Here is a 26,613-nt window from a genome sequence, read left to right on the forward strand (position 1 = left end):
ATAAAGAGTAAATTTTGAAGCTTTCAACTTGCTTAATGGAGTTTTGATCATGACTCACCGCACACAGCTTGAAATGATTGTTGAAAAAGCATTTGACGACCGTAATTCTATCAATACAACGACAAAAGGGGAAATTCGTGAAAGTGTCGAATATGTATTAAACCTTCTTGATAAAGGGGAAATCCGTGTTGCAGAGCGTCAGAGAAATGGACAATGGCATGTTCATCAATGGTTAAAAAAAGCTGTCCTTCTCTCTTTTCGCCTCAATCCCATGCGCACTATCTCTGGTGGAGCGCATGAATCATATTGGTGGGATAAGGTTTCTTCAAAATTTTTGGGTTGGCAAGAGGATGATTTTAAAAAAGCGAATTTTCGCTCAGTTCCTGGAGCGATTGTACGTCATTCTGCCTATATTGCACCTAACGTTATTTTAATGCCATCCTTTATAAACCTTGGTGCTTTTGTTGATGAAGGAACAATGGTTGATACATGGGCCACCGTTGGCTCTTGCGCACAAATTGGTAAACATGTCCACCTTTCTGGTGGTGTTGGCATTGGAGGCGTTTTAGAGCCCCTGCAAGCCAACCCAACTATTATTGAAGATCATTGTTTTATCGGTGCACGGTCCGAAGTCGTTGAAGGTTGCATTATTCGTGAGGGTGCTGTGTTAGGAATGGGAGTCTTTATTGGAAAATCCACAAAGATTATCGATCGCACAACAGGCGAAATCTTTATGGGTGAAGTACCAGCTTATTCTGTTGTTGTTCCAGGTTCTCTCCCTAGCAAACCACTCTCAAATGGTGAAGTAGGCCCAAACCTTTATTGCGCTGTTATAGTGAAACGCGTTGATAAAAAAACACGAGAAAAAACATCTATTAATGATCTTTTACGCAGTTAAAAAGAAGTTTAAAAAAGCTCATCAATAAAGAACGTATTTAAAGAAGGATTTCCCTTTTTATTATTTACTCATTTTAAGAGCTTGAATAAAAGCTGATTGTGGGATTTCTACTTTTCCAAATTGGCGCATACGCTTTTTCCCTTCTTTTTGCTTTTCCAACAGTTTGCGCTTACGTGTGACATCGCCGCCATAACACTTAGCCGTTACATCTTTACGTAAAGCACGTATCGTTTCGCGTGCAATGATTTTGCCACCAATTGCTGCTTGAACTGGGATCTGAAACATATGCTGGGGAATAAGATCTTTCAGTTTTTCGCAAAGTGAACGACCACGTTTTTCTGCAATCGTGCGGTGCACAAGCATCGACAATGCATCAATAGCTTCTCCATTGACCAAAATAGACATCTTAACCAAATCGCCTACAACATAATCCATCATCTGATAATCAAAAGAGGCATATCCTTTTGAAATTGACTTTAAACGATCATAAAAATCAAAAACGACCTCATTCAGTGGCAAATCATATGTCACCATAGCGCGCGTTCCAACATAGGACAAGCTAATCTGCACTCCCCGCCGTTCTTGGCAAAGTTCTAAAATTGACCCAAGATAATTATCAGGGGTCATTATCGTTGCCCTAATCCATGGTTCTTCAATGGAAGAAATTTTAACAACATCGGGCATATCCGCTGGATTGTGTAATTCCTTCACAGATCCATCATTCATATTCATACGATAAACAACCGAGGGTGCTGTTGCGATTAAATCCAAATTAAATTCGCGTTCTAACCGCTCTTGAATAATTTCAAGATGAAGAAGTCCTAAAAAACCACAACGAAAACCAAAACCCAAAGCAGCTGATGTTTCCATTTCAAAAGAAAAACTCGCATCATTTAAACGCAATTTACCCATGGCTGCCCGTAAGTCATCAAAATCAGCTGCATCAATGGGAAAAAGTCCACAAAAGACAACTGGTTGAGCCGGTTTAAAACCAGGAAGCACTTCTTCACAAGGGCGACGCTCTTCTGTAATGGTATCACCAACCCGTGTGTCTGCAACTTCTTTTATAGAAGCCGTTATAAAGCCAATTTCTCCTGGACCTAACTCATCAACCTGAATCATTTTTGGAGTAAATACTCCAACCCGTTCAACTGGATATTTTGCTCCGGTCCCCATCATGCGAATGGTTTGACCTTTTTTCAATACACCATCGATCACCCGCACCAAAACAATCACACCAAGATATACATCATACCAACTATCAACCAACATTGCTTTTAAAGGTTGGTTAATATCCCCAGTGCGAGGAGGAGGTAGTTGTGTAACAATCGCTTCTAAAACATCAGGAACACCTAAACCTGTCTTGGCTGATATTTCCACTGCCTCAGATGTATCGATTCCGATTACATCTTCAATCTGTTCTTTAACACGCTCAGGCTCTGCTGCTGGAAGGTCAACCTTATTAAGGACAACCACCAATTCATGAGAATTATCAATCGCTTGATAAACATTTGCCAACGTTTGTGCTTCCACCCCTTGGCTCGCATCTACCACCAACAATGAACCTTCACAAGCTGCTAATGACCGTGAAACCTCATAAGCAAAATCCACATGACCAGGAGTATCCATAAGATTTAAAATATAGCTTTCACCATTCTTTGCCTTATAATGCAAACGTACCGTTTGTGCCTTAATTGTAATTCCACGTTCGCGCTCAATATCCATAGAATCGAGCACTTGCTCTTTCATCTCACGTGTCTCAAGCCCTCCGGTCATTTGTATCAAACGATCAGCCAGAGTCGACTTCCCGTGGTCGATATGCGCCACAATTGAAAAATTACGGATACGATTACGATCTATTGTCATATGGGCGATTTAGCAAAGAATAGCACAAAACGCAAAGACCAATTATGCCCTTTTGAAAACCTTTTAAAAGAATATACATGAAAAGAGCTTCACAAAACACAGCTCTTTGTAGCTTAAAAATGAGGCTTTTATTTGGCTTGGGTCTATATAAATGGTTGAAATTACAAAGATGCTCTTCATTTTTTACATTTGTTGATCTTATTATTCATATACCCTTTCACGGTTAGAAATATTTACGCTTAGATTTGTGATAAATTCGAACAAAAATACTCTTTCTACACAATAATTCGCTTTCCTGATCAATTTTACAAAAAATAAAAAAGCTTCATGTTCAGAATAGTCTATATTCCTAACTGTCAAAACTCTATAAATATGCTCTCTTATGCAATATCTTTTAAAAAACGTCGTTTTTAAAGGATTCCTTCTTTTTCCCTTACAGAGAAAAAATACCAAGAACCTACTTTATTTCATTGAAGAAAAAGAAAACATGAAATACTTTTTGTTAGAAATATTATAAAATAAAATTATGATAGAAAAGACACAAACTTAATCAATCCTTTTCGTTATTTTAGCTTTTTTTCTCCATTGTGAGGGTTGTAATTCAGCCACTACAATTCCAATCAGAATAAGCAAACCACCCAATAAAGCTAAAGGGGACAAACGTTCACCAGCTAAACGCCCAACGATACCAGCCCATACAGGTTCACCCGCGTAAATAAGTGTTGCACGCGTAGGTGAAATAGATTTTTGTGCCCAATTCATTGCCAGTTGGATGATAGCACTCATCAATGCCAATCCTATACCAATACTGAACCATACCCATGAGAATTCAGGAATGCTCTCACCCATCAAAGGCATGCAACAAAATGAAAAAAAACCACTAAAAAATAACTGTATGATTGTGACGCGCCGGCTATCAACCTTGCTGGCAAAAATTCCGATGAGTATCACTTCTCCAGCAATTGCCAAAGCACCTAACAAAGTTAGAATTTCACCTTTTGAAAAATCAAATTGGCCAGGCTTTTGCCCAGAAATAAGGACAAGACCAATAAAAGCAAAAATAATACCAATCCAGCAAGCTAAACGAGGAGGCTTTTTAAAAACGATCCACTGTAATATAGGAACAATCGGAACATAAAGCGCTGTAATAAAAGCTGCCTGACTACTAATAACGGTTTGCAGCCCCATTGCTTGCAGAGAGTAACCAAAAAACATTCCTAAGCCTATAGCCATCCCAGCAAAAACTTCATAAACAGTTATACTTTTCATAGAGCGCCAAAAAATCGCTCCACATATAAGCGATGCACCAATAAAACGAAATCCAACGAAGAAAAGAGGACCGCTATAACCTACCGCAATGTGAATGACTAAAAATGTAACTCCCCACAATATTGTAGCAAAAAATAAAGCTAACTCCTGCTTACTCAATAAAGGATATTTAAATTGTTTTATATTCATCATGACAGGTTTTTCCTCCAGTTTTTCCGTACACCTTATGCAACAATAAGTGTTCCAGCTCCCTGTTCGGTAAACAATTCTAGTAAAACAGAATGGGGGGTTTTACCGTTTAAAATGACAACACCCTCCACACCATTTTGAAGAGCTTTCATACAGGTTTCTACTTTTGGAATCATCCCTCCAGAAACTGTTCCATTTTTTATGAGGTTTTTAGCTTCAGCAATTGTCAACTCTTTTAAAAGCTCACCCTGTCTATTCAAAACACCGGGAACATCTGTAAGAAATAAAAGACGCTTGGCTTTTAATGCACCGGCGATAGCTCCAGCAAAAATATCAGCATTAATATTATAGGTTTTGCCATCGCGTCCTGGAGCGACAGGCGCAAGAACTGGAATCATTTCAGAGCATGCTAAAAGATCCAACAATGTGCGATCAACTTCAACCGGCTCACCAACAAACCCCAAATCTAAAACACGTTCAATATGCGAATCAGGATCAATAACCGTTTTATAAGCTTTTTCAGCAAAAACCATATTGCCATCTTTGCCACACAAGCCTATAGCCCATTCCCCCTCAGCATTGATAAGAGCAACAATTTCCTTGTTTATGGAACCTGCCAAGACCATCTCAACCACTTCAACGATTCTCTCGTCGGTTACACGTAGACCGTTTTCAAATCGTGTTTCAATCCCCATTTTCATTAAAATATTAGCAATTTGAGGCCCCCCTCCATGGACAACAACGGGATTAATTCCTGATTGCTTCAATAGAGCAATATCACGGGCAAATGCCCGCCCCAAGGCTGGGTCACCCATAGCATGACCACCATATTTTACAACGACCGTCTCATTTTCATATTTTTGCATATAAGGTAAAGAAGACGATAAAAATGCTGCTTGTTTTTCAAAAACATTTGCAACATCGTTTTCAACATCATCCATAAAAAGAGCCTCCTCATTCCTTTTACTCACTATTGGTAGAATTTAGGAAAATTGAAAACAAACTTGACTTTATCCCCCCTGAAAAAATGCTAAGTTCTCTTCATATTACGGTCAAAATATAAAGGCAACGGCAGCCCCCTTAGCAAAATTGGTACCCTCAAATTAAACAAATCAATTGTACGAAATACCATTGTTTTAGAACCTTATGTCTAAAATGGAAGCAACATTTAGAAAAAATCTTAAGCCATGTACCGCATACTTAATTCACTGATTTCACCCCAAGACCATTTAACAATGAATATACACAATCGCCGATTCTATAAGGATAATTTATCCTTTGCAACTCAAATGAGGATTCATAACATGAGATATTCTCTATATTTCTCAGTCTCTTCATGATAAATCAATAAAAATTGTTCATGCACATATTACAAATTATATTGACTTGTCATAAAAATGATTCAGAAAGAACGAACAATATCCCTTATGAAAATCGTAGAATCCCCTTATGTTTTACTGTTTTTGGTCCTCGTAATGATGGAATCATCCAAAAATAAGTTTAGAAAAGAAACTAAAACACCCTTTCATAAAATTTATCTCTAAGCTGCTGATTACTATCTCTTCCGTAAAACCTTGAAGATCGTTTTGTTAGATTAATCAGGAATGACATCGAACTTCCCTCTCCTTTTTATAGGGAGGTTATTGCTTTTGATAACTGGTTTTATATAAAAAATACCTAGAGTTTTTTACCGAATAGCATACAAACAAATAAAACAATAAAGATTTGTGATTTTTTAGCTTTTCATACAAAAGAGACATCATTTTCTAATCATCTACACAATAAGTAAAACCAGTGTATCCCGCTAAAATATGATCTATATGGCCCATTTCAATGTCTTGCTTTTTTCATAAACTATCTGCTTATTATAAAAATTGTAATATGGTTTCATAAGGGACAACTTAAAACTCTGTACATAATAGATTCACCACTTATTTTCATTCAATGAAAAACTAAAAGTGGAATATAAAAACAGCTTTTGCAGATAAGAATATAGAAGAGTTACTGTTTTTATTAACTGACAGATGCACACATAATTTCATTGACTGATAAAAACTCACAATCTCAAAAGCTCTTCATCTAATAGAAATGTTTGCAACAAATCGCTCCCACCATTGGTGTCTATCTCCTAACGTTAAGATAATCCTTTGAGATGGTTCATAAGAAGCATTTTAGCCCCCTTCTCAAAGTGTTTTTATCCGCATGCCACTCCTATTTATTACGTGAAAATAAACGATTTTACTTGGTTTAATAGAGACCGATTTGGAATAAGAAAAGCTTACGATACTTGAAACTCTCATTCAGTTGTAAAGTGATTAATGATCGTTATAAATCTATATATTGATAAGTCTGCATAAGCATCCAAATATAAAATATTGAGATGCGTTTATACGCTTTCATAGAACAGAATGAAAAGCAATGAAAAAAACAAGAAAAACCTTCAATCACTTTCTCTTTATGATTCAAATACCTTTGAATATAAACTATACGACCAAATTGAAATCTGCTTTTCGTAACTCACTTCTATAGATAATCCTTAAAGCATCTTTTTAAGATTCTACGGTATATGCTGACTTTGTATTTCTCATTCTATAACATTTTGTTTTAACAAAATAGTTCATGAGTCTTTTAATGATGGAGTGATTGCAAATTTAGAAAGAACTTTTCTGTATTAAAATGGCACGACACCGAAACTGGAAACATTATCCATGTATTTAATGGATTTTTACATCAATAAGTGGTTATTCAGACTTCATAGAGATATAAACAAAAATCACCCATGAAGTTATAAAATGAAACATTAAAATAAGCTCTGCAATAAAACGCATCCTAAAACAATCAACCCCATCTTTTAGCCAGAGAAAGACCCATCTTTCCAAAAATATGATGCTATAGACAATTTAATGAAAAGAATCTTTTAAGCATATTCTTCCCATAATTCATTTTGATATAGACTTAATCACTTTTGCCTTGAGATATTTTCAAAAAATTCTTTCATACGCGAAAAAAAACCGTGTGACTGTGGTGAATTTTCATGATTTGAAAGTTTCTCAAATTTTTGCAACAATTCGCGCTGTTCTTGCGTTAGTTTCTGGGGCGTTTCAATCGTGATATGAATATAGAGATCACCTTTTAACTGCTGACGGCGCAATACAGGCATTCCTTTTCCTTTAAGACGAAATTGACACCCATTTTGTGTGCCTTCTGCAACCTTAACACGTGCCTTAACACCATCAAGGCCAGAGACTTCAAATTCACCTCCTAAAGCAGCTGTTACCATTGAAATAGGCACGCGACAGTGAAGGTCAGCTCCTTCTCTCTGAAAAAACTCATGTGGTTTAACAGAAAGAAAAATATAAAGATCACCATTAGGCCCGCCACGAATACCCGCATCTCCCTCACCAGAAAGACGAATACGCGTACCATCTTCAATGCCAGCCGGAATATTGACACTCAACGAACGTTTTTTTTCCATCCGTCTTGTTCCCTGACATTTTGGGCATGGATCTTTAATCATTTCACCACGTCCATGACATGTAGGACATGTTCGTTCAATAGAAAAGAAACCTTGCGCTGCACGCACACGACCAGCTCCATGACAAGTTCCACAAACTTGTGGCTTAGAACCCTTTTTCGCGCCCGATCCTTCACAAACATCACAAGTAACAGAACTCGGAATATTAATTTGTGCCGTTTTTCCCGAAAATGCCTCTTCTAAAGTCACTTCCATATTATAACTTAGATCGGAACCACGTTCGCGCCCATCATTGCGCTTACGGTTCATTCCTCCCATAATATCGCCAAAGAAATCTTCAAAAATGTCGGAAAATCCACCACCTGTCGCAAAACCACCAAAAGGGTTTGCCCCATCACGTCCATTATTTTCAAATGCGGCATGACCAAAGCGATCATAAGCGGCGCGTTTTTGGGGATCTTTGAGAACTTCATAAGCTTCGCCAATTTCCTTAAATTTCCGCTCAGCTTCTTTGTCTCCAGCGTTGCGATCAGGATGATACTGCATTGCCAACTTACGAAAAGCAGATTTCAACTTTTTATCATCACACTCACGAGTCACGCCAAGAACTTCATAGTAATCTACTTTCATTATGTATTCCTGATAATTTTATTGCTCTCCATTTTCATGGAAAATATTTGCTTACAATTTATATTTTTAGCACAAAAGTTTCAACTCATCCAAAATAACAAAGCCCAGCCTTATATTTCAAAGGCCGGGTTTATTAAAAATGGTCAACTCATTCGCTTACACTACTTCTTCTTATCATTAATTTCTTCAAAGTCAGCATCAACAACATCGTCATCTTTTTTATCTGTTTCAGTGTTGGCTGCATCTGCTTGTGAAGCTTCATACATAGCCTGTCCAAGCTTCATACTCACTTCCGCTAATTTCTGCATTTTTTTCGTCACTTCTTCCATATCAGAACCATCAAGTGTCGATTTTAAATCAGATATTGCGGTTTCAATCTGTTCCTTCTCTTCAGCAGATACTTTATCGCCATATTCTTTCAGCGATTTTTCAGTTGAATGAATAAGGGCTTCTGCTTGATTTCTTGCTTCAACACCTTCACGGCGCTTTTTATCCTCAGCCGCATGCTCTTCCGCATCTTTTACCATTTTTTCAATGTCATCATCACTTAATCCACCTGATGCCTGAATACGAATTTGATGTTCCTTACCAGTTCCTTTATCCTTTGCCGAAACATTAACAATACCATTCGCATCAATATCAAAGGTAACCTCAATCTGAGGCATGCCACGTGGTGCTGGTGGAATACCAACAAGATCAAACTGAGCCAGTAACTTATTATCGCTCGCCATTTCCCGCTCACCTTGGAAAACACGAATAGTTACAGCGCTTTGATTGTCATCAGCTGTTGAAAACACCTGTGATTTTTTAGTTGGAATCGTAGTATTGCGTTCAATAAGACGTGTGAAAACCCCTCCCAATGTTTCAATACCCAAAGATAAAGGTGTTACATCTAAGAGCAATACATCTTTTACATCACCTTGCAACACACCGCCTTGAATAGCTGCCCCCATGGCGACAACTTCATCAGGATTAACACCTTTGTGTGGATCTTTCCCAAAGAAGCTTTGCACAACTTCTTGAATCTTGGGCATGCGTGTCATACCGCCCACTAACACAACTTCGTCGATTTCACCAGCTTTCAATCCTGCATCTTTCAATGCAGCCTTACAAGGCTCAATAGTACGTTGAACCAAATCATCCACGAGAGACTCAAACTTTGCCCGCGTCAGTTTCATTGTTAAATGTTTGGGACCAGATTGATCTGCTGTAATAAACGGTAAGTTAATCTCTGTTTGTTGTGAAGAAGAAAGTTCAATCTTTGCTTTTTCTGCTGCTTCTTTTAAACGCTGCAATGCTAACTTATCACTTTTTAAGTCAATTCCTTGTTCTTTCTTGAACTCATCAGCAAAATACCCAACTAAGCGCATATCAAAATCTTCACCGCCTAGAAAAGTATCTCCATTAGTCGATTTAACTTCAAAAACACCATCTCCGATTTCAAGCACAGAGATATCAAATGTACCACCACCAAGGTCGTAAACAGCTATGGTTTTTCCATCTTTTTTATCCAAACCATAGGCTAAAGCAGCTGCTGTCGGCTCATTAATAATCCGCAAAACCTCAAGCCCAGCGATCTTACCTGCATCTTTGGTAGCCTGACGCTGTGCATCATTGAAATATGCAGGAACAGTAATAACCGCTTGCTCAACTTTTTCACCAAGATAAGACTCAGCCGTTTCTTTCATCTTTTGTAAAATCATCGCTGAAATTTGTGATGGAGAATATTTCTTACCAGCTTCTTCAACCCATGCATCACCGTTATCGCCTTTAACAATTTTATAAGGTACAAGCGCTTTATCTTTTTCAACCATAGGGTCATCAAAACGCCGCCCAATCAAGCGCTTAACTGCAAAAACCGTTCCTTCAGGATTCGTAACAGCTTGCCGTTTAGCAGGTTGTCCAACAAGACGCTCTCCACCGTCAGTAAAAGCAACAACGGAAGGTGTTGTCCGCGCTCCTTCTGAGTTTTCAATAACTTTTGCATTTTTGCCATCCATAACAGCAATACAAGAGTTCGTTGTCCCCAAATCAATACCTATTACTTTTGCCATATTATAATCTCCATTCCAGCAAGCTACCTCAACCTTCATCAAGCGTTTGTCTAAGACAGCTCCTCACAATATCTAAAGTTTTTGTCTCACTTCAATTTACACAAATAATAAACTGCAAATGACTACAAGCATTTCTGAACCGTATATAAGAATAGGCTCTTATCGCTACAAGAGAGTCATTAAGAGAAACATTCTCAAAATAAAATTTTTCTGTAAAAGTAGGCAATCTGCTCACGCATAAACGCCTTCTTTGATCATAGTGCGAACATCATAACACTCTTCCCTTATGATGCTCACGAATACATCAACCTATAAAAATTAAAAAATAAAATAAAGATAGTAAGGACAGATTTTTCCAAGATTTCTCATCAAACCATAAAATTTTTATAGATTTTTTTAAATATCGCTCATAAATTCTGCGATTTATACAAAAATATTACATAATCCTTACGCATCGAGCCTTTAGGATAACTATCTTGCCTTTCTTTATGCGATTAATAGAAGCAACACTATCTACCGACAGCGCTAAAATTCACCTTTTCAATAAACTATTCTTAAGGACATGACCTGAAAAGCTATGAAACTTTACTGATGATGCGTGCTTTACTTTCTTTCAGCTATTTGATTTGAGTACGTCCAGCATAATCTTCCCCATATTTACATATTCAATTTGCAAATATCATAAAATACCCTTCGCTTCTAAGCGCATCTTCACTTTAAGTCTTATTGCCTCCTTTGAAAAAAAGAGCCACTTCTCTATTCTTTTCACATTACTCTCATAATTCTTTCTTTTATTTTAAACAAAAACTCTGCTAAAAACAGACACTAGAGTTCAAAAATGAATCTAATGAAGGAGGGTAAATCAATGGTGATGTTTATCGTTGAAAAGACAAGGGAACTCATATTTACACATACAGCCCATAAATCATATTCCGTAAAAAAGATTATCACAAATGTTGTGTGCACTCTTCTCTTTGCTTGTATGGCTTTACCAGCAATCGCTCAGCAATATAAAGTTGGAAACATAGAAATCCTGCATCCTTGGACGCGTGCAACGCCTAAAGGTACAAAAGTGGGAAGCGGTTATCTTTATATCATTAATCATGGTAACACGCCGGACCGTTTAGTTTCTATTTCAACAAAGGGGGTACAGACAACAGAAATCCACTCTATGGCTGTCGTTAATGATATTATGAAAATGGAAACAATGCATCACGGCATCGAAGTTCCAGGAAATGGTGAAGTCACTCTTAAACCTGGAGGTGATCATATTATGTTTATGGGGATTACACAACCATTTAAACCAGGTGAGAAAATTACTGCAACGTTAACATTTGAAAAAGCAGGAACCGTTGATGTTGACTTCTCTGTCAATGCTATAATTGGAAAATCAGCGCCAGCTCACTGAGTTCTCTCATGAGAGTAAGTTAAATTTTTAATATAAAAATTTAAAAGCGTGGAAAAACTTCCACGCTTTTAATAATTTGAAAAGAACACAAGGCTCATCCTCTGCCCCATATTAAACATGGTTCATTTCAGGAATACGTAAAACTTGCCCAGGATAAATCTTATCAGGAGATTTTAGCATTGGCTTATTGGCTTCAAAAATAAATGTGTTCTTATCTCCTTGCCCTTTTCCATAGACCTCCTCGGCAATCTTCCAAAGATTATCACCAGACTTAACCTCATAAAAGCGAGAGGCTTTTACAGGTGCAGTCTCCGCAATCTTTAATTGATCAATATCAACAGAAGAGATCCCTTGTGAATTGCCAACCACCAAAAGTGCTTTTTCAAGTGTTTCCCTATCTGGAACCTCTCCACTCAAAATAGCCTTACCATTTTCAACCTGAATATTTACTTTTTCTGCGTCAAGTTTGAAATTATCAAATGCAGCCTTAAAATCCTTTTCTTTTGGCTCATGATTTCCGGGACTAAGCTTTTCACCAACCGTTTTAATAAAATTAAAAAATCCCATTATGACCTCCTTTTACGTCGTAGATGTATTTTTTTTTGCGCATAAGTCACTACACTCTTTTCTTTGCTCTTAAAAAGAGATAGGCGGATTTTCTAAACGTCAACAATGAAAAACGGACATGTTCAATTCTGAAACAAAAATAGCAATAAACTTTGATAAAAAAACGTTTCTATAAAATTTTATTTCAAGAAAAGGGATCTTAATGCGCTTAAAAACATTATAAAATTGCAAAGATAAAACAAGATTTTATCGTAAAAATGAAAATGATTTTACTATGCTAAAATTTGTATCATGTTTGTTTTGCAAAAAAAATGCAAACTCCCATATAAATAACGTGGATAGTTTGCTACTACGGCAATAGAAAGGTCTAAGAAGCCATGAAAGATACACCAACAATCACGCAAACCATTGTACTTGTTGATGATGATCGTAATATTTTGACGTCTTTATCTTTTGCGCTTGAAACAGAAGGCTATCGGGTTGAAAGCTACACAGATGGGGCATCTGCACTCAAAGGTCTAACACTTCATCCCCCGCATTTAGCTATTTTTGATATTAAAATGCCTCGAATGGATGGGATGGAGCTTTTGCGTCGATTACGTCAAAAATCTGATATTCCCGTTATTTTTCTCACCTCTAAAGATGATGAAATTGATGAACTGTTTGGTCTTAAAATGGGAGCCGACGATTTTATTACCAAGCCCTTTTCTCAACGCCTCCTTATTGAGCGTGTGAAGGCCATTCTGCGCCGTTCCAATGCGCGCAACCAACCACTTACAACAGGAGCTTCTCCCATCTCTTCTATCAAACGTGGGGATCTCGTGATGGATCAAGAACGTCACACCTGTACATGGAAAGACAAACCTGTTATTCTCACCGTTACAGAATTTTTAATTCTACAGACTTTAGCACAAAGACCAGGAGTTGTAAAAAGCCGTGACGCCTTGATGGATGCTGCTTATAGTGATCAAGTTTATGTAGATGACCGCACCATCGACAGTCACATTAAACGACTGCGTAAAAAGTTTAAACAAGTGGATGATGATTTTGCAATGATTGAAACGCTTTATGGTGTAGGGTATCGTTTCCACGAGGTGTAAGACTGTTTTATCGCAGGAATTCGAACGGCGATCAAATCAATGACAAAAGATGTCCAACCGGAAACATTAAAAAAGACGACACAGAATAATAGCATTTCATCAATATTATTCCCTATGTTGGATCATTTGTATCTCCGAATACAACGCCTTTTAAGGCAATTGCTTTTTTCTAGTCTTACGCGCCGCATTGTCATACTCAATATTGCTGCTCTTGCCGTTCTTGTTACAGGTATTTTATACCTTAATCAATTTCGCGATGGTTTAATTGAAGCAAAAATCAAAAGCTTATGCATCCAAGGAACAATTATCGCAGGTGCCATCGCTGCTTCTGCAACAGTTGATACAAATTCTATTCTCATCGACCCCCAAAAACTTTTAGAATTACAAACTGGAGAAAGTGTTACACCGGCACCTCAATCAACTGACTCCTGGGACTTTCCCATTAACCCTGAACAGGTTGCTCCTCTTTTACGACGTCTTATTACGCCAAAAACCACGAGAGCACGTATTTATGACCGTGATGCGACTTTACTTCTTGATTCGCGCGTTCTTTATTCTAGTGGTGAAGTTTTTAGCTACGATTTACCTCCCCTTAAAACTGAACAAAGTATGTGGGAACGTTTTACTTTGTGGTTTTCAAAAAAACTATATGGTCGTGGTCTTATCCTCGATAGAGAACAAGATAAAAACAGAGGTATCGCTTTTCCAGAAGTATATCGAGCGTTAAATGGATCTATGGCCACAGCCAAACGACGCAATAGACAAGGTCAATTAATCGTTTCTGTTGCCGTACCTGTTCAACGCTATCGTGCTGTAGTAGGGGCGCTTCTCCTTTCCACGACGGGTTCAGATATTGATAATATTGTAAAGGGTGAAAGACTGATCATTTTTAAAGTCTTTGCCGTCGTAGGAAGTGTGCTTTTAGTTCTTTCTTTATTTTTAGCCCATACAATTGCCAATCCATTAAGCAAACTATCTGCCTCTGCTAATCGTGTACGCAATGGCAATAATAAGCGCGTAGAAATTCCTGACTTTTCAATGCGTGAAGATGAAATTGGTCATCTTTCAACCTCTATTCGTGATATGACCAATGCTCTTTATACGCGCATTGAAGCCATTGAACGATTTGCTGCTGATGTAAGTCATGAGTTAAAAAATCCTCTAACGTCACTACGTAGCGCTGTTGAAACACTTCCACTGACTAAAAATGAGGAAGCACAAGAGCAATTGTTTGAAATCATTCAACATGATGTCCGTCGTCTTGATCGTTTGATTACTGATATTTCCGATGCCTCAAGGCTCGATGCAGAACTGGCCCGTGAAACCGCACAGATTGTGGATATGACAATGCTTTTAGAAAGTTTGGTTCATGCTGTTCGGGAAGTATACCGTAATACGCAAACCATTGATATAAGCCTTCATATTGTTCCACGCCCTCATAGAAAAGCCTATCTTGTATTGGGACATGAAATCCGTTTGGGACAAGTGATCTCCAATCTTATTGAAAATGCACGCTCCTTTATTCCCCATGATAGCGGTAAAATTTGTATTACGATGGACAATCATGCTTCAACCCTCATTTTAACCATTGAAGACAATGGTCCAGGCATTCGTTCTGAGAATATTGAACGCATTTTTGAACGTTTCTATACAGATCGACCAAACGAAGATGCTTTTGGTCAAAACTCAGGACTTGGTCTTTCTATTAGTCGACAAATTATCGAGGCTCATAATGGGACAATTAAAGCCGAAAATATTGTTGACCCTAAGCGCAGAAACAGTAAAATTGGTGCACGTTTTATTATTACACTTCCCTTCGCTAAATAAATCTTTTTACCCATAAAGGCATGACAACAAAAAGTGAAATATTGCACGCAAATTGCCTTCAACTGGGAGGAAAAGGATTATTGATTATAGGACCATCGGGCTCAGGAAAATCAACCCTTACCCTTTCTTTGCTTGACCGTGCTGAATGGTCAAAACGTGAAGCAAAACTTATCAGCGATGATTATACAATGCTTCGTGTGGAAAATGGAAAACTTCATGGATATACTCCAGAGAATTTGCAAGGAGGCATTGAGATTCGCGGTGCTGGTCTTTACACGGTAGACTTTGAAAAACAAACCCCTATCGATTGTATTATTACTCTGGGTCCCGAATATGAGCGTTTTTACACAAATCAAACTTTTCAGTTTGCGGGTCTACGCATTCCTCTTTTAAAACTTCCTAGCCTCCATGAAGCCGACTGTACAGCCATTTGTCAGGCTATTGAAGCATTCTTTTTTAGAAAAATATGGTGCAAATCAGTCTAATTTTTTTTAAAAATAAAAAAAACATTATTTTTGCCTTTTTTTTGTAAATTTTTCTTGGCAGCAAGATAAAGCTTTGTAAAATACATTTCCCACTCGTGTGGTCAGATATTAGTTAACAGGAGTTTGTGTAAATGATTGGACTCGTGCTTGTAACGCACGGTGAGCTGGCTATCGAATTTTTACATGCTGTGGAACATGTTGTTGGAACACAAGAAAAATTCGCAACAATATGTGTCTACCCCGATGATGATATGGATCAGCGCCGAAGTGACATCATAGCCGCAGTTTCCTCTATAGATACAGATCATGGAGTCATCATATTGACAGATATATTCGGTGGGACACCATCGAATATGGCTATTTCTGCTGTCAAAAAGGGGCGAGTTGAAATGATTTCAGGCGTTAATTTACCTATGCTCATTAAACTGATTTCTGTTCGCCAATCTCCTGATATTTCGTTATCAGAAGCGCTAAGTATAGCACAAGAAGCAGGACGCAAATATATTAATGTACCAATATAACTTTATAATAGCGGATAACTAACCACTGATGATTTCCAAAGACCCTCTCCCCTCTAAACTAAGTCGTCATTTTAATATTTGTAATAAACGTGGACTACATGCACGTGCTTCTGCAAAGTTTGTCCAAACCGTTGATAACTTTAACGCCAGTGTTGAAGTTGAAAAAGATGGAACAGTCGTTGGTGGTTCATCAATTATGGGACTTATGATGTTAGCAGCCTCCTCCGGTTGTAATCTCACTATTCGTGTTTGGGGACCAGAAGCAACAGATGCTCTCTATGCTCTTGAACAACTGATCAATAATAAATTTGGAGAAGAAATATAAAATTTTTTTCACCCAAGGATAAATAAACGCAAATCAGTGTTGTTTCACTTAATATTTCATAAAAAGCTGGTATATCTCTCAAAATTTATAGCCAATCCGCTCATAATTTTATGAAGCTGTTTACTTAAAAGAGCGTGTACTTTAACTGTTGCTTGCAAATCAATATCTAAACCCAGGGCAATAGCGTGCTTTAAGCAAGGATTAAAATCAATGAGAACTTTCTTTGGTATTCTAACTTTTATATGCCAAATAAGGGAAAGTGTATTACGTATCTCTAAAACAAAAAAATAGCATCATGTAAGAAAAATATAAAGATGCACAGGTAGAACATTAATTCTCATCTTGATCATCATTTTTTAATTCAACTTTGCGAATTTTAAAAATATCTAAAACAATGTTCTTTAAATAAATAATGAAAATTATGCGTTGCTTCACGCTTTTGTTCGCGTTTTTTAATAGAGTCATGCCTTTTATGAAAATAGAACACTATTTTATTTCATATTCACGTACTTTTTTAAAGACGCCCTGTCATTCTCCCAAGCTCATTTCACGATGCAGTCCATGAATGGTATAGTGATAAAGCCATTGCGCCCCATACTGTTTTTACACTCATGAAAAAGTAAGCAAGCATCATCACTCTATTTGCCAATTCATGAGGTTACTATAACCATTGCATTGAGACAGTTTATAAGTAACATTTTCCCTCTTTTCTTCTAGTGTTTTGATCATACAGCAATCCCATTTGAAACATGCAAGCAAGTGGTTTTGATTGATCCAATATAAACAGGTTTAAAATGAGAGAATCATACAGCGTTAATGTCTTTCACTCAATATGCAAAATAATAAAATATCTATATAAATCAGTTTATTAAATAATAAAAAAGACGTATAACTATCCTTAAAGTCAAAAAAAGCTTCCTACTATTATTATTTTGAATGACTGTTTCTTTTTAATCAGCAACCATATCGGTTATAACTTACTGTTATTATAAGCGAAAATGCTTGTAATAATTACGTGTTGTTCCCTGCTATATTCAACCAATTTAAATCTTTGTGGCATATTATAGTTATTATTACAGTTTAACATATAGATTCGATATCACCTTTAATGAATAGACTCGCCTTTGAGAAACTTAAGGACGCAAAAATAATATTATCATGAAAAATCCTGTCCTTATCTTAAAACTGTATTGGTGGTATGTATCGATGACAGTGACCTTTCACAGTACATCTTTAGCATGAAATGCATACACAACTTCTGTTATCATCATAACAATTCTCTTAAGCTTCATAATCAATTTATCATTCCCATGAACATTTTTGGACATTATTTATCTACATTGTAGACTTATTCTTAGTGCTTAACTTTATTTTAACTCATTCACCATCGCGTTTGCGGCGGCATCTTTTTACTGTAAGGAGATATCATGTCCCGTCTATTTAGTGCCCTTCAAATTCCTCAAAAAACGACAGTGTCCCTCATATCATTGCAAAATGGCTTACCAAACGCGCAATGGATTAACCCAAAAAACTTTCACGTTACTTTGTCTTTTTTTGGTGAAATTGAAGACGCTACAGAAGATGAACTTATGCGTGCCTTTGACACAATAAAGCTTCCCACTTTTACTATACAACCAAGGGGTTTTGAAGTTTTCGGTTCAGAAAATGCTCCACATTCTCTTGTTGTCCGTATTGAACCTTGTGAAACTCTCAGTTTTTTACACGAAAAAATGCAATCTATTCGAAACAGTTTCAAATTAATGCCTGATGAGAAGCAATTTATTCCACACATTACTCTTGCACGACTACTCGATGTTAAAGCCGAAGATCTCTCTGCTTATATATCTTCTCGAAGCGATTTTTCGTTCCCTTCCTTTGAGGTTGATCATTTTGTTTTATTATTATCACCCTCTCCCTCAAGCGATACCCCGTATATTGTAAAAGGAAATTGGTCACTGAAAAAATGAAAGGGTGTACAAACACCCTTCTCTCTTTGAAAAAATGTTTCGCAAATATGAAATAGTATATATTGGCGCTGAAGTATCTTACTGAGATATTTCAAGCAGAATCTGATTCAACAGAAGGTTCTTTTGTTCCTGCTTTGGCAACACCAACTATGGCTGGGCGTAAAACACGTTCACCGATGATGTAACCTGCTTGGACAACTTGCTGAACAGTATTATCTGGCATATCAGAATTGGGGATTTCAAACATCGCTTGATGAAAATGAGGATCAAATTTTTGTCCTTCTGGATAAATCCTTTGTACTCCGTGTCTCTCCAAGGCTGCCATCATTGCACGCTCAGTCATTTCCACGCCTTCAGCCAACATCTTTAAACCAGAATCATTTTCCTTTTCCCCTTCTGGAATAGCCTCCAAAGCACGATTGAGATTATCAGAAACAGATAACATGTCACGTGCAAAATTAGCAATTGAATACGCTTTTGCGTCTGCCACATCACGTGCTGTACGACGCCGAAGATTTTCCATATCTGCAGCAAGACGTAAAAGCTGATCTTTTAACTCTTTATTTTCTTCCTGCAAACTCGCTAAAGGATCTGTAAATTCATGTTTTTCCTCTCCAGTCCCTGCATGACTCTCTGTTTCAGGCGTTTTTAACAGCTCATCCGCAGCTTTTTTAAGTGCTTCGCGATCAGCTGGATTTTTCAAATCGCGATTTTCAAACGAAGCACCAGCCAATTTGTTTTTTTCATCAGACATAAAAATTCCATTCCTTCATAAGATTTGTTATCCTCGATATCGAAATTTTGCAGACAAAAATCAAGGGGTATTTACGTATCTTCCTCTAAACAATGTTTATAGCATGAATATTCAATTGGTCACTTTAACGCAATAATTGTGATATAAGCTGGGCGGTATAATCAACCATAGGGACGATCCTTGCATAATTAAGTCGTGTCGGCCCAATAACACCTAAAGCACCAATAACCCTTTGTTCTGAATCACGATAAGGTGCAACCACTAAAGAAGAACCAGAAAGTGAAAATAACTTATTTTCTGAACCAATAAAAATACGAACTCCTGAACCCTCATCTGTTAAATCAAGAAGCTGTGCCATACTTTCTCGCGTTTCAAGATCATCAAACAAATGTCTCAACCGCTCTAAATCTTCTTCTGCTTTCACATCTTCAAGCAAATTGCCCCTCCCGCGAACAATAAGATGTATTTTACGATCAGCGTCTTCTCCCCCCCAAAGCGCTAACCCCGTTTCCACAAGATGATGTGACAAATGATCAAGTGCGGCTCGTGTTTCTAAACATAAACGTGCAATTTCCTCTTTAGCTTCACTCAATGTACGCCCCTGAATATGAGCATTGAGAAAATTCGTTGCCTCCGTTAACTGCGCATGAGTGACCCCTTCTGGCAAATGAACAATACGATTTTCAACCCGACCTTGTTGTGTTACCAAAACAGCAAGAGCATGGCCCCCGTCAAGACGCACAAACTCAATATGCTTTAACGTTCCTTCATGTTTTGTTGCGACAACAAGCCCTGCCCCACGTGAAAGATCTGAAAGAACTCGGCTTGCTTGAACAAGAAACTGTTCAACTGATTGTGCATGACCAGCTTCTTTGACCTGCATTTCAATATTTTCGCGCTCTTCGTTTGGTAAATCACCCGCTTCCATAAATGCATCGACAAAAAATCGTAAACCCGACTGTGTCGGCATGCGCCCCGCAGATATATGAGGAGCATAAATCAAACCAAGATGTTCAAGATCACTCATCACATTGCGAATCGTCGCGGGCGATAGCGTCTGTCGTAAAAGTCGCGAAAGATTCCGCGATCCTACAGGCTCACCATCATTAAGGTAAGCCTCCACAATATGACGAAAAATATCACGCGAACGCTCATCAAGATATTTTAATTCCTCATCAATAGGTGTACGCTTCATAAAAACTCATTCACTACTGTAAAAATACGCTCTTATTATATAAGTTTTGCAAAGAATTGGTCAAATAGTCTAAAGTAGTGCAAAAGCATGTTATATATTACCATAAAAATTTTTATCATTCAAAAAGGATTTTAATATATGCCTTTTCAATCATTATCTCTACAAAATATAAAAAGTGTTATGTAAATGGAATATCAGTAAATATGCAAAAAAGATTTGTATTGCATAAAATCTGATAGAACTTGTATATGTAAGCAATTAAGCTGGTTTTAGTATAAACAGTCCTCCCCTTTTCATTTCTGGAGAAATATATGAGAAGCATAGCAACCAAGAAGCTCGTCATTGCAACCCATAATACCGGGAAATTACATGAAATTACCACTTTAGTTGCTCCCTTTGATTTAAAAATACAATCAGCAAAAGAGCTTGGATTGCCAGAACCCGAAGAAACTGGCACAACATTTGAAGAAAATGCCTATATTAAAGCTTTCGCAGCAGCAAAAAATACCGGACTTCCTGCCCTTTCTGATGATTCAGGCTTGGAAGTAGATGCATTGGATGGTGCACCAGGCGTTTATACAGCTGATCTTGCTCTCCAACCCGATGGCACACGTGACTTTTTAAGCGCTATGAAAAAAATAGAAGACAAACTCCAAAAAATCGGAGCGCATGACAAAAAACAACGAAAATGTAGGTTTATATCAGTCATCTGTATTGCATGGCCTGATGCTCATGCTGATTATTTCCGTGGCAGCGTGGAAGGGACGTTTGTTTGGCCTCCACGTGGAGATAAAGGCTTTGGTTTTGATCCCATTTTTTTACCAGATGGATACGAAAATACTTTTGGCGAAATGTCAACCAAACAAAAACATGGCTGGAAGCTCAATGATAAGATACCTCTTTCACATAGAGCGCGTGCTTTTAAGCTTTTAGCAGAAAATCTCTTAGCACTCTCATGAATACATCTTTTGGCATTTATATTCATTGGCCCTTTTGCGCTGCCAAATGTCCTTATTGTGATTTTAATTCACATGTTCGTATCCACGGCGTTGATCAGCCACGTTTTGTCACTGCTTTTAAACGCGAAATAGAAACACAATATCATAAAATAGGTCCACGCCACGTTACCAGCATTTTTATTGGAGGAGGAACTCCTTCTCTTATGGAGCCTCAGACTGTTGATGCCTTATTACAAGCGCTTGCAAAAAAATGGACGCTTGATGATAAAGTTGAAATCACAATGGAAGCCAACCCATCTAGTGTAGAAGCAGAGCGTTTTCGCGGATATCGTGCAGCAGGCGTTAACCGTTTATCCCTCGGTGTACAAGCCCTCAACGATAAAGATTTGCGACAACTTGGTCGTCTTCATGATGTGAACCAAGCTATTCATGCGATTGCTTTAGCACGGGAAATCTTTCCACGTTTATCTTTTGATCTCATTTATGCTCGCCCTGCACAAACACTCGAACAATGGAAAGGGGAGCTCTTACAAGCTATTGATTTAGCAGCAGATCATCTTTCTCTTTACCAACTCACCATTGAAGAAGGAACTGCTTTTAAACGGCTTCATGCCGCAGGAAGACTTATCCTTCCCGCCTCAGAACTCGCAGCAGACTTGTATCATCTTACCCAAGAAATCACCACACTGCGTGGATTGCCAGCCTATGAAATCTCAAATCATGCAATCCCTGGTGCCGAATCAGCACACAATCTTCTCTATTGGCGTTATCATGAATATGCAGGATTTGGTCCAGGAGCTCATGGTCGTTTTATTGAGCACTCATCAAACCAAGCCTCTCTCTCTTCAAAAGAATTTTACTCTCAAACCGAACATAGTGAACGTTATGTCACAATAAATGAAAAATATCCTGAACATTGGCTTGAGTTGGTAGAAACAACAGGACACGGTTGTATCGAAACTGAACAATTAACAGAGGAACAACAAGCAAATGAAATGCTCCTCATGAGCTTACGTCTTTGCGAAGGTTTAGATCTTGTACGTTATGAAGCTTTAAACCACAAGAGTTTACCAATGGAAAAGCTTATTGATTTACAACAACAGGGTTTGGTAGAAACGGTAGGAAACCAGCGCTTAAAAGCAACAAACAAAGGACGAATCCTTCTGGATCACATTATCAACCAATTGGCAAACTAAAATCCCTATAACTCTCGTTTGCTATTACATTAACTGACATAGAATATTTGTTATTTTTAGTGTAAAAATGCTTTCAAAGAAATAATGGCTTCTTTTTACGCAAAAAAATCAATAATAAAGCGCTCATAAATAGCAGTAAGAGTTTCTAGAGCTTCAAGGGTCACACACTCATCAATCATATGCATTGTTTGCCCTGGTAAACCAAACTCAACCACTGGACAATAGTCCTTAATAAAACGTGCATCTGAAGTTCCCCCCGAAGTTGAACATTCTGGTCTATTTCCTGTCACACTTTCAATAGCACTGGATAAAGTTTTAACGAGTTTACCACTTTTCGTCAAAAAAACATCGCCCAAACTTGGAATCCATTCAAGCTGATAGTAGGGTAATTGATCGCGCGTATTTTCGGGTTGTATAAAAGCAAGGCGTTTTTCAATTTCTGTTATAAGCGTTTCTTTTACCCAAAGATCATTGTAGCGTATATTAAAGCGAATCATTGTTTGTGCCGGAATAACATTCACTGCAGAATTCCCTGTATCAATGGTTGTTAATTCCAAATTACTTGGTTGAAAATTTTCTGTCCCTTGATCTAAAGCCGTTTGCGTCAATGCTTGAATAAGTTTACTTGCTAAAGGCAATGGATTGGCGGCCCGCTCAGGAAAAGCAACGTGCCCTTGGCAACCTGTAACCGTTATAATACCAGAAAGTGATCCTCGACGACCAACTTTGATCACATCACCAACAGTTTTTACGCTCGTTGGCTCTCCCACAAGAGCCGCAGTCCATTTTTCGCCTTTTTGCTCGGCCCATTGAAGAAGCTTGACTGTGCCATTCAGTGCAGGACCTTCCTCATCACCAGTAATCAGCAGACTTATTATTCCTTTAATAGATTGTTTTTCAAGAACCCGCGCAAGTGCCGCAACAAAACAAGCGATGCCGCCCTTCATATCAACAGCGCCCCGCCCATATAGTTTTTCCTGATCTACGACTCCTTCAAAAGGGGGGTGTGTCCAATTTTCCAATGCCCCTGGTGGCACAACATCCGTATGCCCCGCAAACATCAGATGCGGCCCTTCCTCTCCCACCTTGGCATAAAGATTTTCAACATCTTCTGTGTTTTTATCTGAAAAAATAGGACGCTCGATACAAAACCCCATCCGTGTTAGAAATTGCTCTAAAGTTGATAAGGCTCCCGCCTCATGTGGCGTCACAGAAGGGCAACGGATAAGTGCCTGTGATAATTGAAGTGGATCTGTAAGGACAGGCATAAGTGCTCTTTCGATCTAAACGTTAAGAATAAGATTATTTAAACTGAATCACAAAAAAGATAAAGAAAAAACATTGAAGACACTCAGCAAACGATGCAGGGGAAGATAATCGTGCTGAGGCTTCAATGACTTCCTCATCATAGAAGAAGCAAATACATAATGAAAAGTTCAACAGAAAGTTCCATCAAATATTGCTTTTTTCATATTTCCAACGGGTATGAATGAAAATGGATCTTTTGCAACATATGACCATTTTCTTTCAACCAAGCACGGTGTGTTTTACTGCCTGGATAAAGCCTTTCACAAAGATCCCAAAACTTGGGTCCATGATTCATTTCAATAAGATGAGCAACTTCATGTGCAACAACATATTCAACAATTTCTTTTGGCGCCATAATAAGACGCCATGAGAAAGAGAGATTTCCTCTTATTGAACAAGACCCCCAACGACTTCTGGTATCTTTATAGCAAATTGATTTTACTTTACGTTCTACTTTATGTGCATAATACCCCACCAATGGTGTTATAATGAGCTCAGCTTGTTTTTTTAAAATATCCGCAACACGCCTTGGCAAATGTTCTAAGTGGCCATAAACAATAATTTGCGCCCCTTGCTCCATATCCCCTGTAACAATTTCTGTTATTCCACGTCCTGCTTTATGCCTTATCGTATGCGCAATACCTAATATAGGAATCGTTGATCCCTCTTTGAGATAAAAATCTTGATGAGAATTTTGTGCGTGCGTAAAACGCGATTCAATCCAAGATCGGTGCTTTTCAACAAAAGCTTGAACCACGCAGAGACTTACCGCAGGTGGTGTTGTCACACAAATTCTCTGCCCTCTCATATCAACACGTAATGTGAGACGACGCGCACATTTATGTTCACGCACCTGAAGAGGTATAACACAATCAGACAAAATAAAAGAATCTTCGTAAATAGTCATATTCTATGTCTTTATCGTCAATAAATTTAATCCTTCTTCTCGTTAATTTGATCAATCAATGACTTCAGTGTCGTTTCAAGACACTTTAAATCTTGTGGACGCGAAAACCGATGATCTGCATCACGAACAAGTGTCAATGTTACATCATGGAACGGCAAATGATTCAGTAAAGTCAATGTGTGCTGATAAGGTATCTCCATATCTTCCATCCCTTGTAGAATATGGATCGGGCATCCAACATCAATACACCCCTTCATAACGCAGTTGTCTCTGCCATCTTCAATCAACACTTTTGTAAAGGGCATTGGCTCCGTATCACCAACTGCTGGTCGTTCAACATAGCCTTTTTCTTCCAAAATTTTCCATTCCTCCGGACCTAATTCTGGCTCTATCAAGGTTTGTGTAAAATCAGGAGCTGGCGCAATCAAGACCATACCAGCAAGCCTCTTATTTTTCTGCGCTAACAACATGGCAAGTCTTAAAGCAATCCACCCCCCCATTGAAGAACCAATCAAAATTTGTGGTCCTTCACAATAGGTTTTAAAAACCGCTAAACTTTCCTTAACCCAACGTGAAATCGTTCCTTGAAAAAAATCACCCCCTGATTCCCCATGACCAGAGTAATCAAAACGTAAACAAGACAAATCATTCTTCTGTGCAAAATTATCAATCAACATTGCCTTGTTTCCTAACATATCAGATTGATAACCAGGAAGCCAAACCAAACCAAGCGGCGAACTGCCTTTGCGATAACGTACTGCAAGAGCAGTATCTTCAAATGAAAAAAACTGACAAGGAATATCTTGATCCATTATTCTCTTCCTTTCCTCCATAAAATCTTTCAAAAAATATTTCTACAAAAGAAAAATTTATATCCTAAAAATCAAGCTCCAAAATCGTAAATCAAATATGAAAAAAGCACGAATCCTAGTTGTTTTTATGTGTATAATTGTATATTAAATGACGTTACAGATAAATCAAAATTAAGGAGCATAAACCATTCGCAGACCGTTTAAAATAACACCGACCCAGAAAGATGGGCCACGTTCCAATCAGGATATTCGCGTTCCTCGTGTACAACTTATCGATGGTGAAGGACAGCATCAGGGAGTTGTTTCAATACAAGAAGCGCTTGCTATGGCTGCAGATGCAGGGCTTGACTTGGTTGAGATTGTACCAAATGCAGAACCACCGGTATGTAAAATTATCGATTTGGGAAAATTGAAATACCAGACCCAAAAAAAAGCTGCTGAGACACGTAAAAAACAAAAGGTCATCGAGATCAAAGAAATTAAGATGCGCCCAAATGTTGATGTTCATGATTATGGTGTAAAGCTTAAAGCTATTCATCGCTTTATTAATCATGGTGATAAAGTAAAGATTACGTTGCGTTTTCGTGGTCGTGAAATGGCACACCAAGATCTTGGATTAAAGCTTCTTCAACGTGTTAAAGAAGATACGAGTGAAATTGCAAAAGTCGAATCTGAGCCAAAGCTTGAAGGGCGTCAAATGATGATGGTAATAGCAGCTAAGTAGATTTGCGTAATCTCATATATTAGATGCAAATCATCTGAAACTGCCTGTATTGAGTGTAATTTAAAGGCATCACATCATATAGCTGTGGTGCTTTTCTATATATGATATAGATACTAACTTCTCTATGAGAAAATACTTTTTATAAAAAATAAAATATAAGTTAAGAGTACTGCAATT

22 protein-coding genes are annotated in these 26,613 nt (G+C 37.9%); 11 read left to right on the plus strand and 11 right to left on the minus strand.

The features are described from left to right. The first annotated feature begins 49 nt into the window (after nucleotides 1-49). Nucleotides 50-898, plus strand: a complete 849-nt coding sequence (gene dapD, locus ABID23_RS00350) for a 2,3,4,5-tetrahydropyridine-2,6-dicarboxylate N-succinyltransferase (protein WP_354188192.1) — start codon at nucleotides 50-52, stop codon at nucleotides 896-898. Nucleotides 899-958: 60 nt separating this feature from the next. Here dapD and lepA read toward each other — a convergent pair whose 3' ends face one another. The 5 genes from lepA to dnaK form a co-directional block, all read right to left on the minus strand. After that, on the minus strand, nucleotides 959-2,764 hold the full coding sequence (lepA, locus tag ABID23_RS00355) for a translation elongation factor 4 (RefSeq protein WP_354188194.1): 1,806 nt from the start codon (nucleotides 2,762-2,764) through the stop codon (nucleotides 959-961). A 546-nt stretch (nucleotides 2,765-3,310) separates the two neighbouring features. Further along, nucleotides 3,311-4,225 carry a DMT family transporter gene (locus ABID23_RS00360; RefSeq protein ID WP_354188196.1) on the minus strand — a complete coding sequence of 305 codons (915 nt, stop codon included), beginning with the start codon at nucleotides 4,223-4,225 and terminating at the stop codon, nucleotides 3,311-3,313. Nucleotides 4,226-4,257: 32 nt separating this feature from the next. Beyond that, nucleotides 4,258-5,163, minus strand: coding sequence for an acetylglutamate kinase (gene argB, locus ABID23_RS00365; RefSeq protein ID WP_354188198.1), 906 nt, complete (start codon nucleotides 5,161-5,163; stop codon nucleotides 4,258-4,260). A gap of 2,018 nt (nucleotides 5,164-7,181) precedes the next feature. Further along, entirely contained in the window at nucleotides 7,182-8,327 is a 1,146-nt protein-coding gene (gene dnaJ, locus ABID23_RS00370; RefSeq protein WP_354188200.1) for a molecular chaperone DnaJ, read from the minus strand. A 161-nt stretch (nucleotides 8,328-8,488) separates the two neighbouring features. Next, entirely contained in the window at nucleotides 8,489-10,381 is a 1,893-nt protein-coding gene (gene dnaK / locus ABID23_RS00375; protein ID WP_354188202.1) for a molecular chaperone DnaK, read from the minus strand. Between the two features lie 865 nt (nucleotides 10,382-11,246). Between dnaK and ABID23_RS00380 the strand changes: the two genes are divergently transcribed. Next, on the plus strand, nucleotides 11,247-11,789 hold the full coding sequence (locus ABID23_RS00380; RefSeq protein ID WP_354188204.1) for a copper chaperone PCu(A)C: 543 nt from the start codon (nucleotides 11,247-11,249) through the stop codon (nucleotides 11,787-11,789). A gap of 111 nt (nucleotides 11,790-11,900) precedes the next feature. Here the strand turns inward: ABID23_RS00380 and lysM are convergent, their stop codons facing one another. Then, complete coding sequence (lysM, locus tag ABID23_RS00385; protein ID WP_354188206.1) at nucleotides 11,901-12,356, minus strand: peptidoglycan-binding protein LysM; 456 nt, start codon at nucleotides 12,354-12,356, stop codon at nucleotides 11,901-11,903. A 377-nt stretch (nucleotides 12,357-12,733) separates the two neighbouring features. Here lysM and ABID23_RS00390 point away from each other — a divergent pair, with 377 nt between their 5' ends. The 6 genes from ABID23_RS00390 (at nucleotide 12,734) to thpR (ending at nucleotide 18,581) form a co-directional block, all read left to right on the plus strand. Next, entirely contained in the window at nucleotides 12,734-13,456 is a 723-nt protein-coding gene (locus ABID23_RS00390; protein ID WP_354188208.1) for a response regulator transcription factor, read from the plus strand. Between the two features lie 39 nt (nucleotides 13,457-13,495). Continuing rightward, the gene (locus ABID23_RS00395; RefSeq protein WP_354188210.1) at nucleotides 13,496-15,283 is read left to right on the plus strand and encodes a sensor histidine kinase; all 1,788 of its coding nucleotides are present in this window, start codon (nucleotides 13,496-13,498) and stop codon (nucleotides 15,281-15,283) included. A gap of 20 nt (nucleotides 15,284-15,303) precedes the next feature. Beyond that, nucleotides 15,304-15,768 (plus strand): HPr kinase/phosphatase C-terminal domain-containing protein, encoded by a 465-nt coding sequence (locus ABID23_RS00400; RefSeq protein ID WP_354188212.1) that lies wholly within the window; start codon nucleotides 15,304-15,306, stop codon nucleotides 15,766-15,768. A gap of 131 nt (nucleotides 15,769-15,899) precedes the next feature. Continuing rightward, nucleotides 15,900-16,289 (plus strand): PTS sugar transporter subunit IIA, encoded by a 390-nt coding sequence (locus tag ABID23_RS00405; protein WP_354188214.1) that lies wholly within the window; start codon nucleotides 15,900-15,902, stop codon nucleotides 16,287-16,289. Between the two features lie 28 nt (nucleotides 16,290-16,317). After that, nucleotides 16,318-16,614, plus strand: a complete 297-nt coding sequence (locus tag ABID23_RS00410; RefSeq protein WP_354188216.1) for an HPr family phosphocarrier protein — start codon at nucleotides 16,318-16,320, stop codon at nucleotides 16,612-16,614. Nucleotides 16,615-18,041: 1,427 nt separating this feature from the next. After that, nucleotides 18,042-18,581: an RNA 2',3'-cyclic phosphodiesterase gene (gene thpR, locus ABID23_RS00415; RefSeq protein ID WP_354188218.1), complete on the plus strand. Its 540-nt coding sequence runs from the start codon at nucleotides 18,042-18,044 to the stop codon at nucleotides 18,579-18,581. Between the two features lie 91 nt (nucleotides 18,582-18,672). On the opposite strand, the gene grpE is transcribed toward thpR, so the two are convergent. Further along, nucleotides 18,673-19,335: a nucleotide exchange factor GrpE gene (gene grpE, locus ABID23_RS00420; protein WP_354188220.1), complete on the minus strand. Its 663-nt coding sequence runs from the start codon at nucleotides 19,333-19,335 to the stop codon at nucleotides 18,673-18,675. A gap of 124 nt (nucleotides 19,336-19,459) precedes the next feature. Further along, nucleotides 19,460-20,530 (minus strand): heat-inducible transcriptional repressor HrcA, encoded by a 1,071-nt coding sequence (gene hrcA, locus ABID23_RS00425; protein WP_354188222.1) that lies wholly within the window; start codon nucleotides 20,528-20,530, stop codon nucleotides 19,460-19,462. 311 nt (nucleotides 20,531-20,841) lie between these two features. Between hrcA and rdgB the strand changes: the two genes are divergently transcribed. Next, complete coding sequence (gene rdgB, locus ABID23_RS00430; RefSeq protein ID WP_354188224.1) at nucleotides 20,842-21,489, plus strand: RdgB/HAM1 family non-canonical purine NTP pyrophosphatase; 648 nt, start codon at nucleotides 20,842-20,844, stop codon at nucleotides 21,487-21,489. After that, nucleotides 21,486-22,685 carry a radical SAM family heme chaperone HemW gene (hemW, locus tag ABID23_RS00435; RefSeq protein ID WP_354188226.1) on the plus strand — a complete coding sequence of 400 codons (1,200 nt, stop codon included), beginning with the start codon at nucleotides 21,486-21,488 and terminating at the stop codon, nucleotides 22,683-22,685. Before rdgB ends, hemW begins: the two co-directional genes overlap by 4 nt. A gap of 95 nt (nucleotides 22,686-22,780) precedes the next feature. Here hemW and dapE read toward each other — a convergent pair whose 3' ends face one another. The 3 genes from dapE to ABID23_RS00450 form a co-directional block, all read right to left on the minus strand. Continuing rightward, on the minus strand, nucleotides 22,781-23,953 hold the full coding sequence (dapE, locus tag ABID23_RS00440; protein WP_354188228.1) for a succinyl-diaminopimelate desuccinylase: 1,173 nt from the start codon (nucleotides 23,951-23,953) through the stop codon (nucleotides 22,781-22,783). A gap of 200 nt (nucleotides 23,954-24,153) precedes the next feature. Then, nucleotides 24,154-24,900 carry a M48 family metallopeptidase gene (locus ABID23_RS00445; RefSeq protein ID WP_354188230.1) on the minus strand — a complete coding sequence of 249 codons (747 nt, stop codon included), beginning with the start codon at nucleotides 24,898-24,900 and terminating at the stop codon, nucleotides 24,154-24,156. Nucleotides 24,901-24,926: 26 nt separating this feature from the next. Continuing rightward, the gene (locus ABID23_RS00450; RefSeq protein ID WP_354188232.1) at nucleotides 24,927-25,712 is read right to left on the minus strand and encodes an alpha/beta hydrolase; all 786 of its coding nucleotides are present in this window, start codon (nucleotides 25,710-25,712) and stop codon (nucleotides 24,927-24,929) included. Between the two features lie 205 nt (nucleotides 25,713-25,917). On the opposite strand from ABID23_RS00450, the gene infC reads away from it, so the two are divergent. After that, nucleotides 25,918-26,436 (plus strand): translation initiation factor IF-3, encoded by a 519-nt coding sequence (infC, locus tag ABID23_RS00455; RefSeq protein ID WP_354188675.1) that lies wholly within the window; start codon nucleotides 25,918-25,920, stop codon nucleotides 26,434-26,436. Nucleotides 26,437-26,613: the final 177 nt, after the last annotated feature.

The sequence above is a fragment of the Bartonella silvatica genome (assembly GCF_040545155.1).
Lineage (GTDB): Bacteria > Pseudomonadota > Alphaproteobacteria > Rhizobiales > Rhizobiaceae > Bartonella > Bartonella silvatica.

Bases quoted from the DNA above. Each gene is read 5' to 3' on its own strand.
- dapD (WP_354188192.1), top strand. From the start codon at position 50: ATGACTCACCGCACACAGCTTGAAATGATTGTTGAAAAAGCATTTGAC.
- lepA (WP_354188194.1), bottom strand. From the start codon at position 2,764: ATGACAATAGATCGTAATCGTATCCGTAATTTTTCAATTGTGGCGCAT.
- ABID23_RS00360 (WP_354188196.1), bottom strand. From the start codon at position 4,225: ATGATGAATATAAAACAATTTAAATATCCTTTATTGAGTAAGCAGGAG.
- argB (WP_354188198.1), bottom strand. From the start codon at position 5,163: ATGGATGATGTTGAAAACGATGTTGCAAATGTTTTTGAAAAACAAGCA.
- dnaJ (WP_354188200.1), bottom strand. From the start codon at position 8,327: ATGAAAGTAGATTACTATGAAGTTCTTGGCGTGACTCGTGAGTGTGAT.
- dnaK (WP_354188202.1), bottom strand. From the start codon at position 10,381: ATGGCAAAAGTAATAGGTATTGATTTGGGGACAACGAACTCTTGTATT.
- ABID23_RS00380 (WP_354188204.1), top strand. From the start codon at position 11,247: ATGGTGATGTTTATCGTTGAAAAGACAAGGGAACTCATATTTACACAT.
- lysM (WP_354188206.1), bottom strand. From the start codon at position 12,356: ATGGGATTTTTTAATTTTATTAAAACGGTTGGTGAAAAGCTTAGTCCC.
- ABID23_RS00390 (WP_354188208.1), top strand. From the start codon at position 12,734: ATGAAAGATACACCAACAATCACGCAAACCATTGTACTTGTTGATGAT.
- ABID23_RS00395 (WP_354188210.1), top strand. From the start codon at position 13,496: ATGACAAAAGATGTCCAACCGGAAACATTAAAAAAGACGACACAGAAT.
- ABID23_RS00400 (WP_354188212.1), top strand. From the start codon at position 15,304: ATGACAACAAAAAGTGAAATATTGCACGCAAATTGCCTTCAACTGGGA.
- ABID23_RS00405 (WP_354188214.1), top strand. From the start codon at position 15,900: ATGATTGGACTCGTGCTTGTAACGCACGGTGAGCTGGCTATCGAATTT.
- ABID23_RS00410 (WP_354188216.1), top strand. From the start codon at position 16,318: ATGATTTCCAAAGACCCTCTCCCCTCTAAACTAAGTCGTCATTTTAAT.
- thpR (WP_354188218.1), top strand. From the start codon at position 18,042: ATGTCCCGTCTATTTAGTGCCCTTCAAATTCCTCAAAAAACGACAGTG.
- grpE (WP_354188220.1), bottom strand. From the start codon at position 19,335: ATGTCTGATGAAAAAAACAAATTGGCTGGTGCTTCGTTTGAAAATCGC.
- hrcA (WP_354188222.1), bottom strand. From the start codon at position 20,530: ATGAAGCGTACACCTATTGATGAGGAATTAAAATATCTTGATGAGCGT.
- rdgB (WP_354188224.1), top strand. From the start codon at position 20,842: ATGAGAAGCATAGCAACCAAGAAGCTCGTCATTGCAACCCATAATACC.
- hemW (WP_354188226.1), top strand. From the start codon at position 21,486: ATGAATACATCTTTTGGCATTTATATTCATTGGCCCTTTTGCGCTGCC.
- dapE (WP_354188228.1), bottom strand. From the start codon at position 23,953: ATGCCTGTCCTTACAGATCCACTTCAATTATCACAGGCACTTATCCGT.
- ABID23_RS00445 (WP_354188230.1), bottom strand. From the start codon at position 24,900: ATGACTATTTACGAAGATTCTTTTATTTTGTCTGATTGTGTTATACCT.
- ABID23_RS00450 (WP_354188232.1), bottom strand. From the start codon at position 25,712: ATGGATCAAGATATTCCTTGTCAGTTTTTTTCATTTGAAGATACTGCT.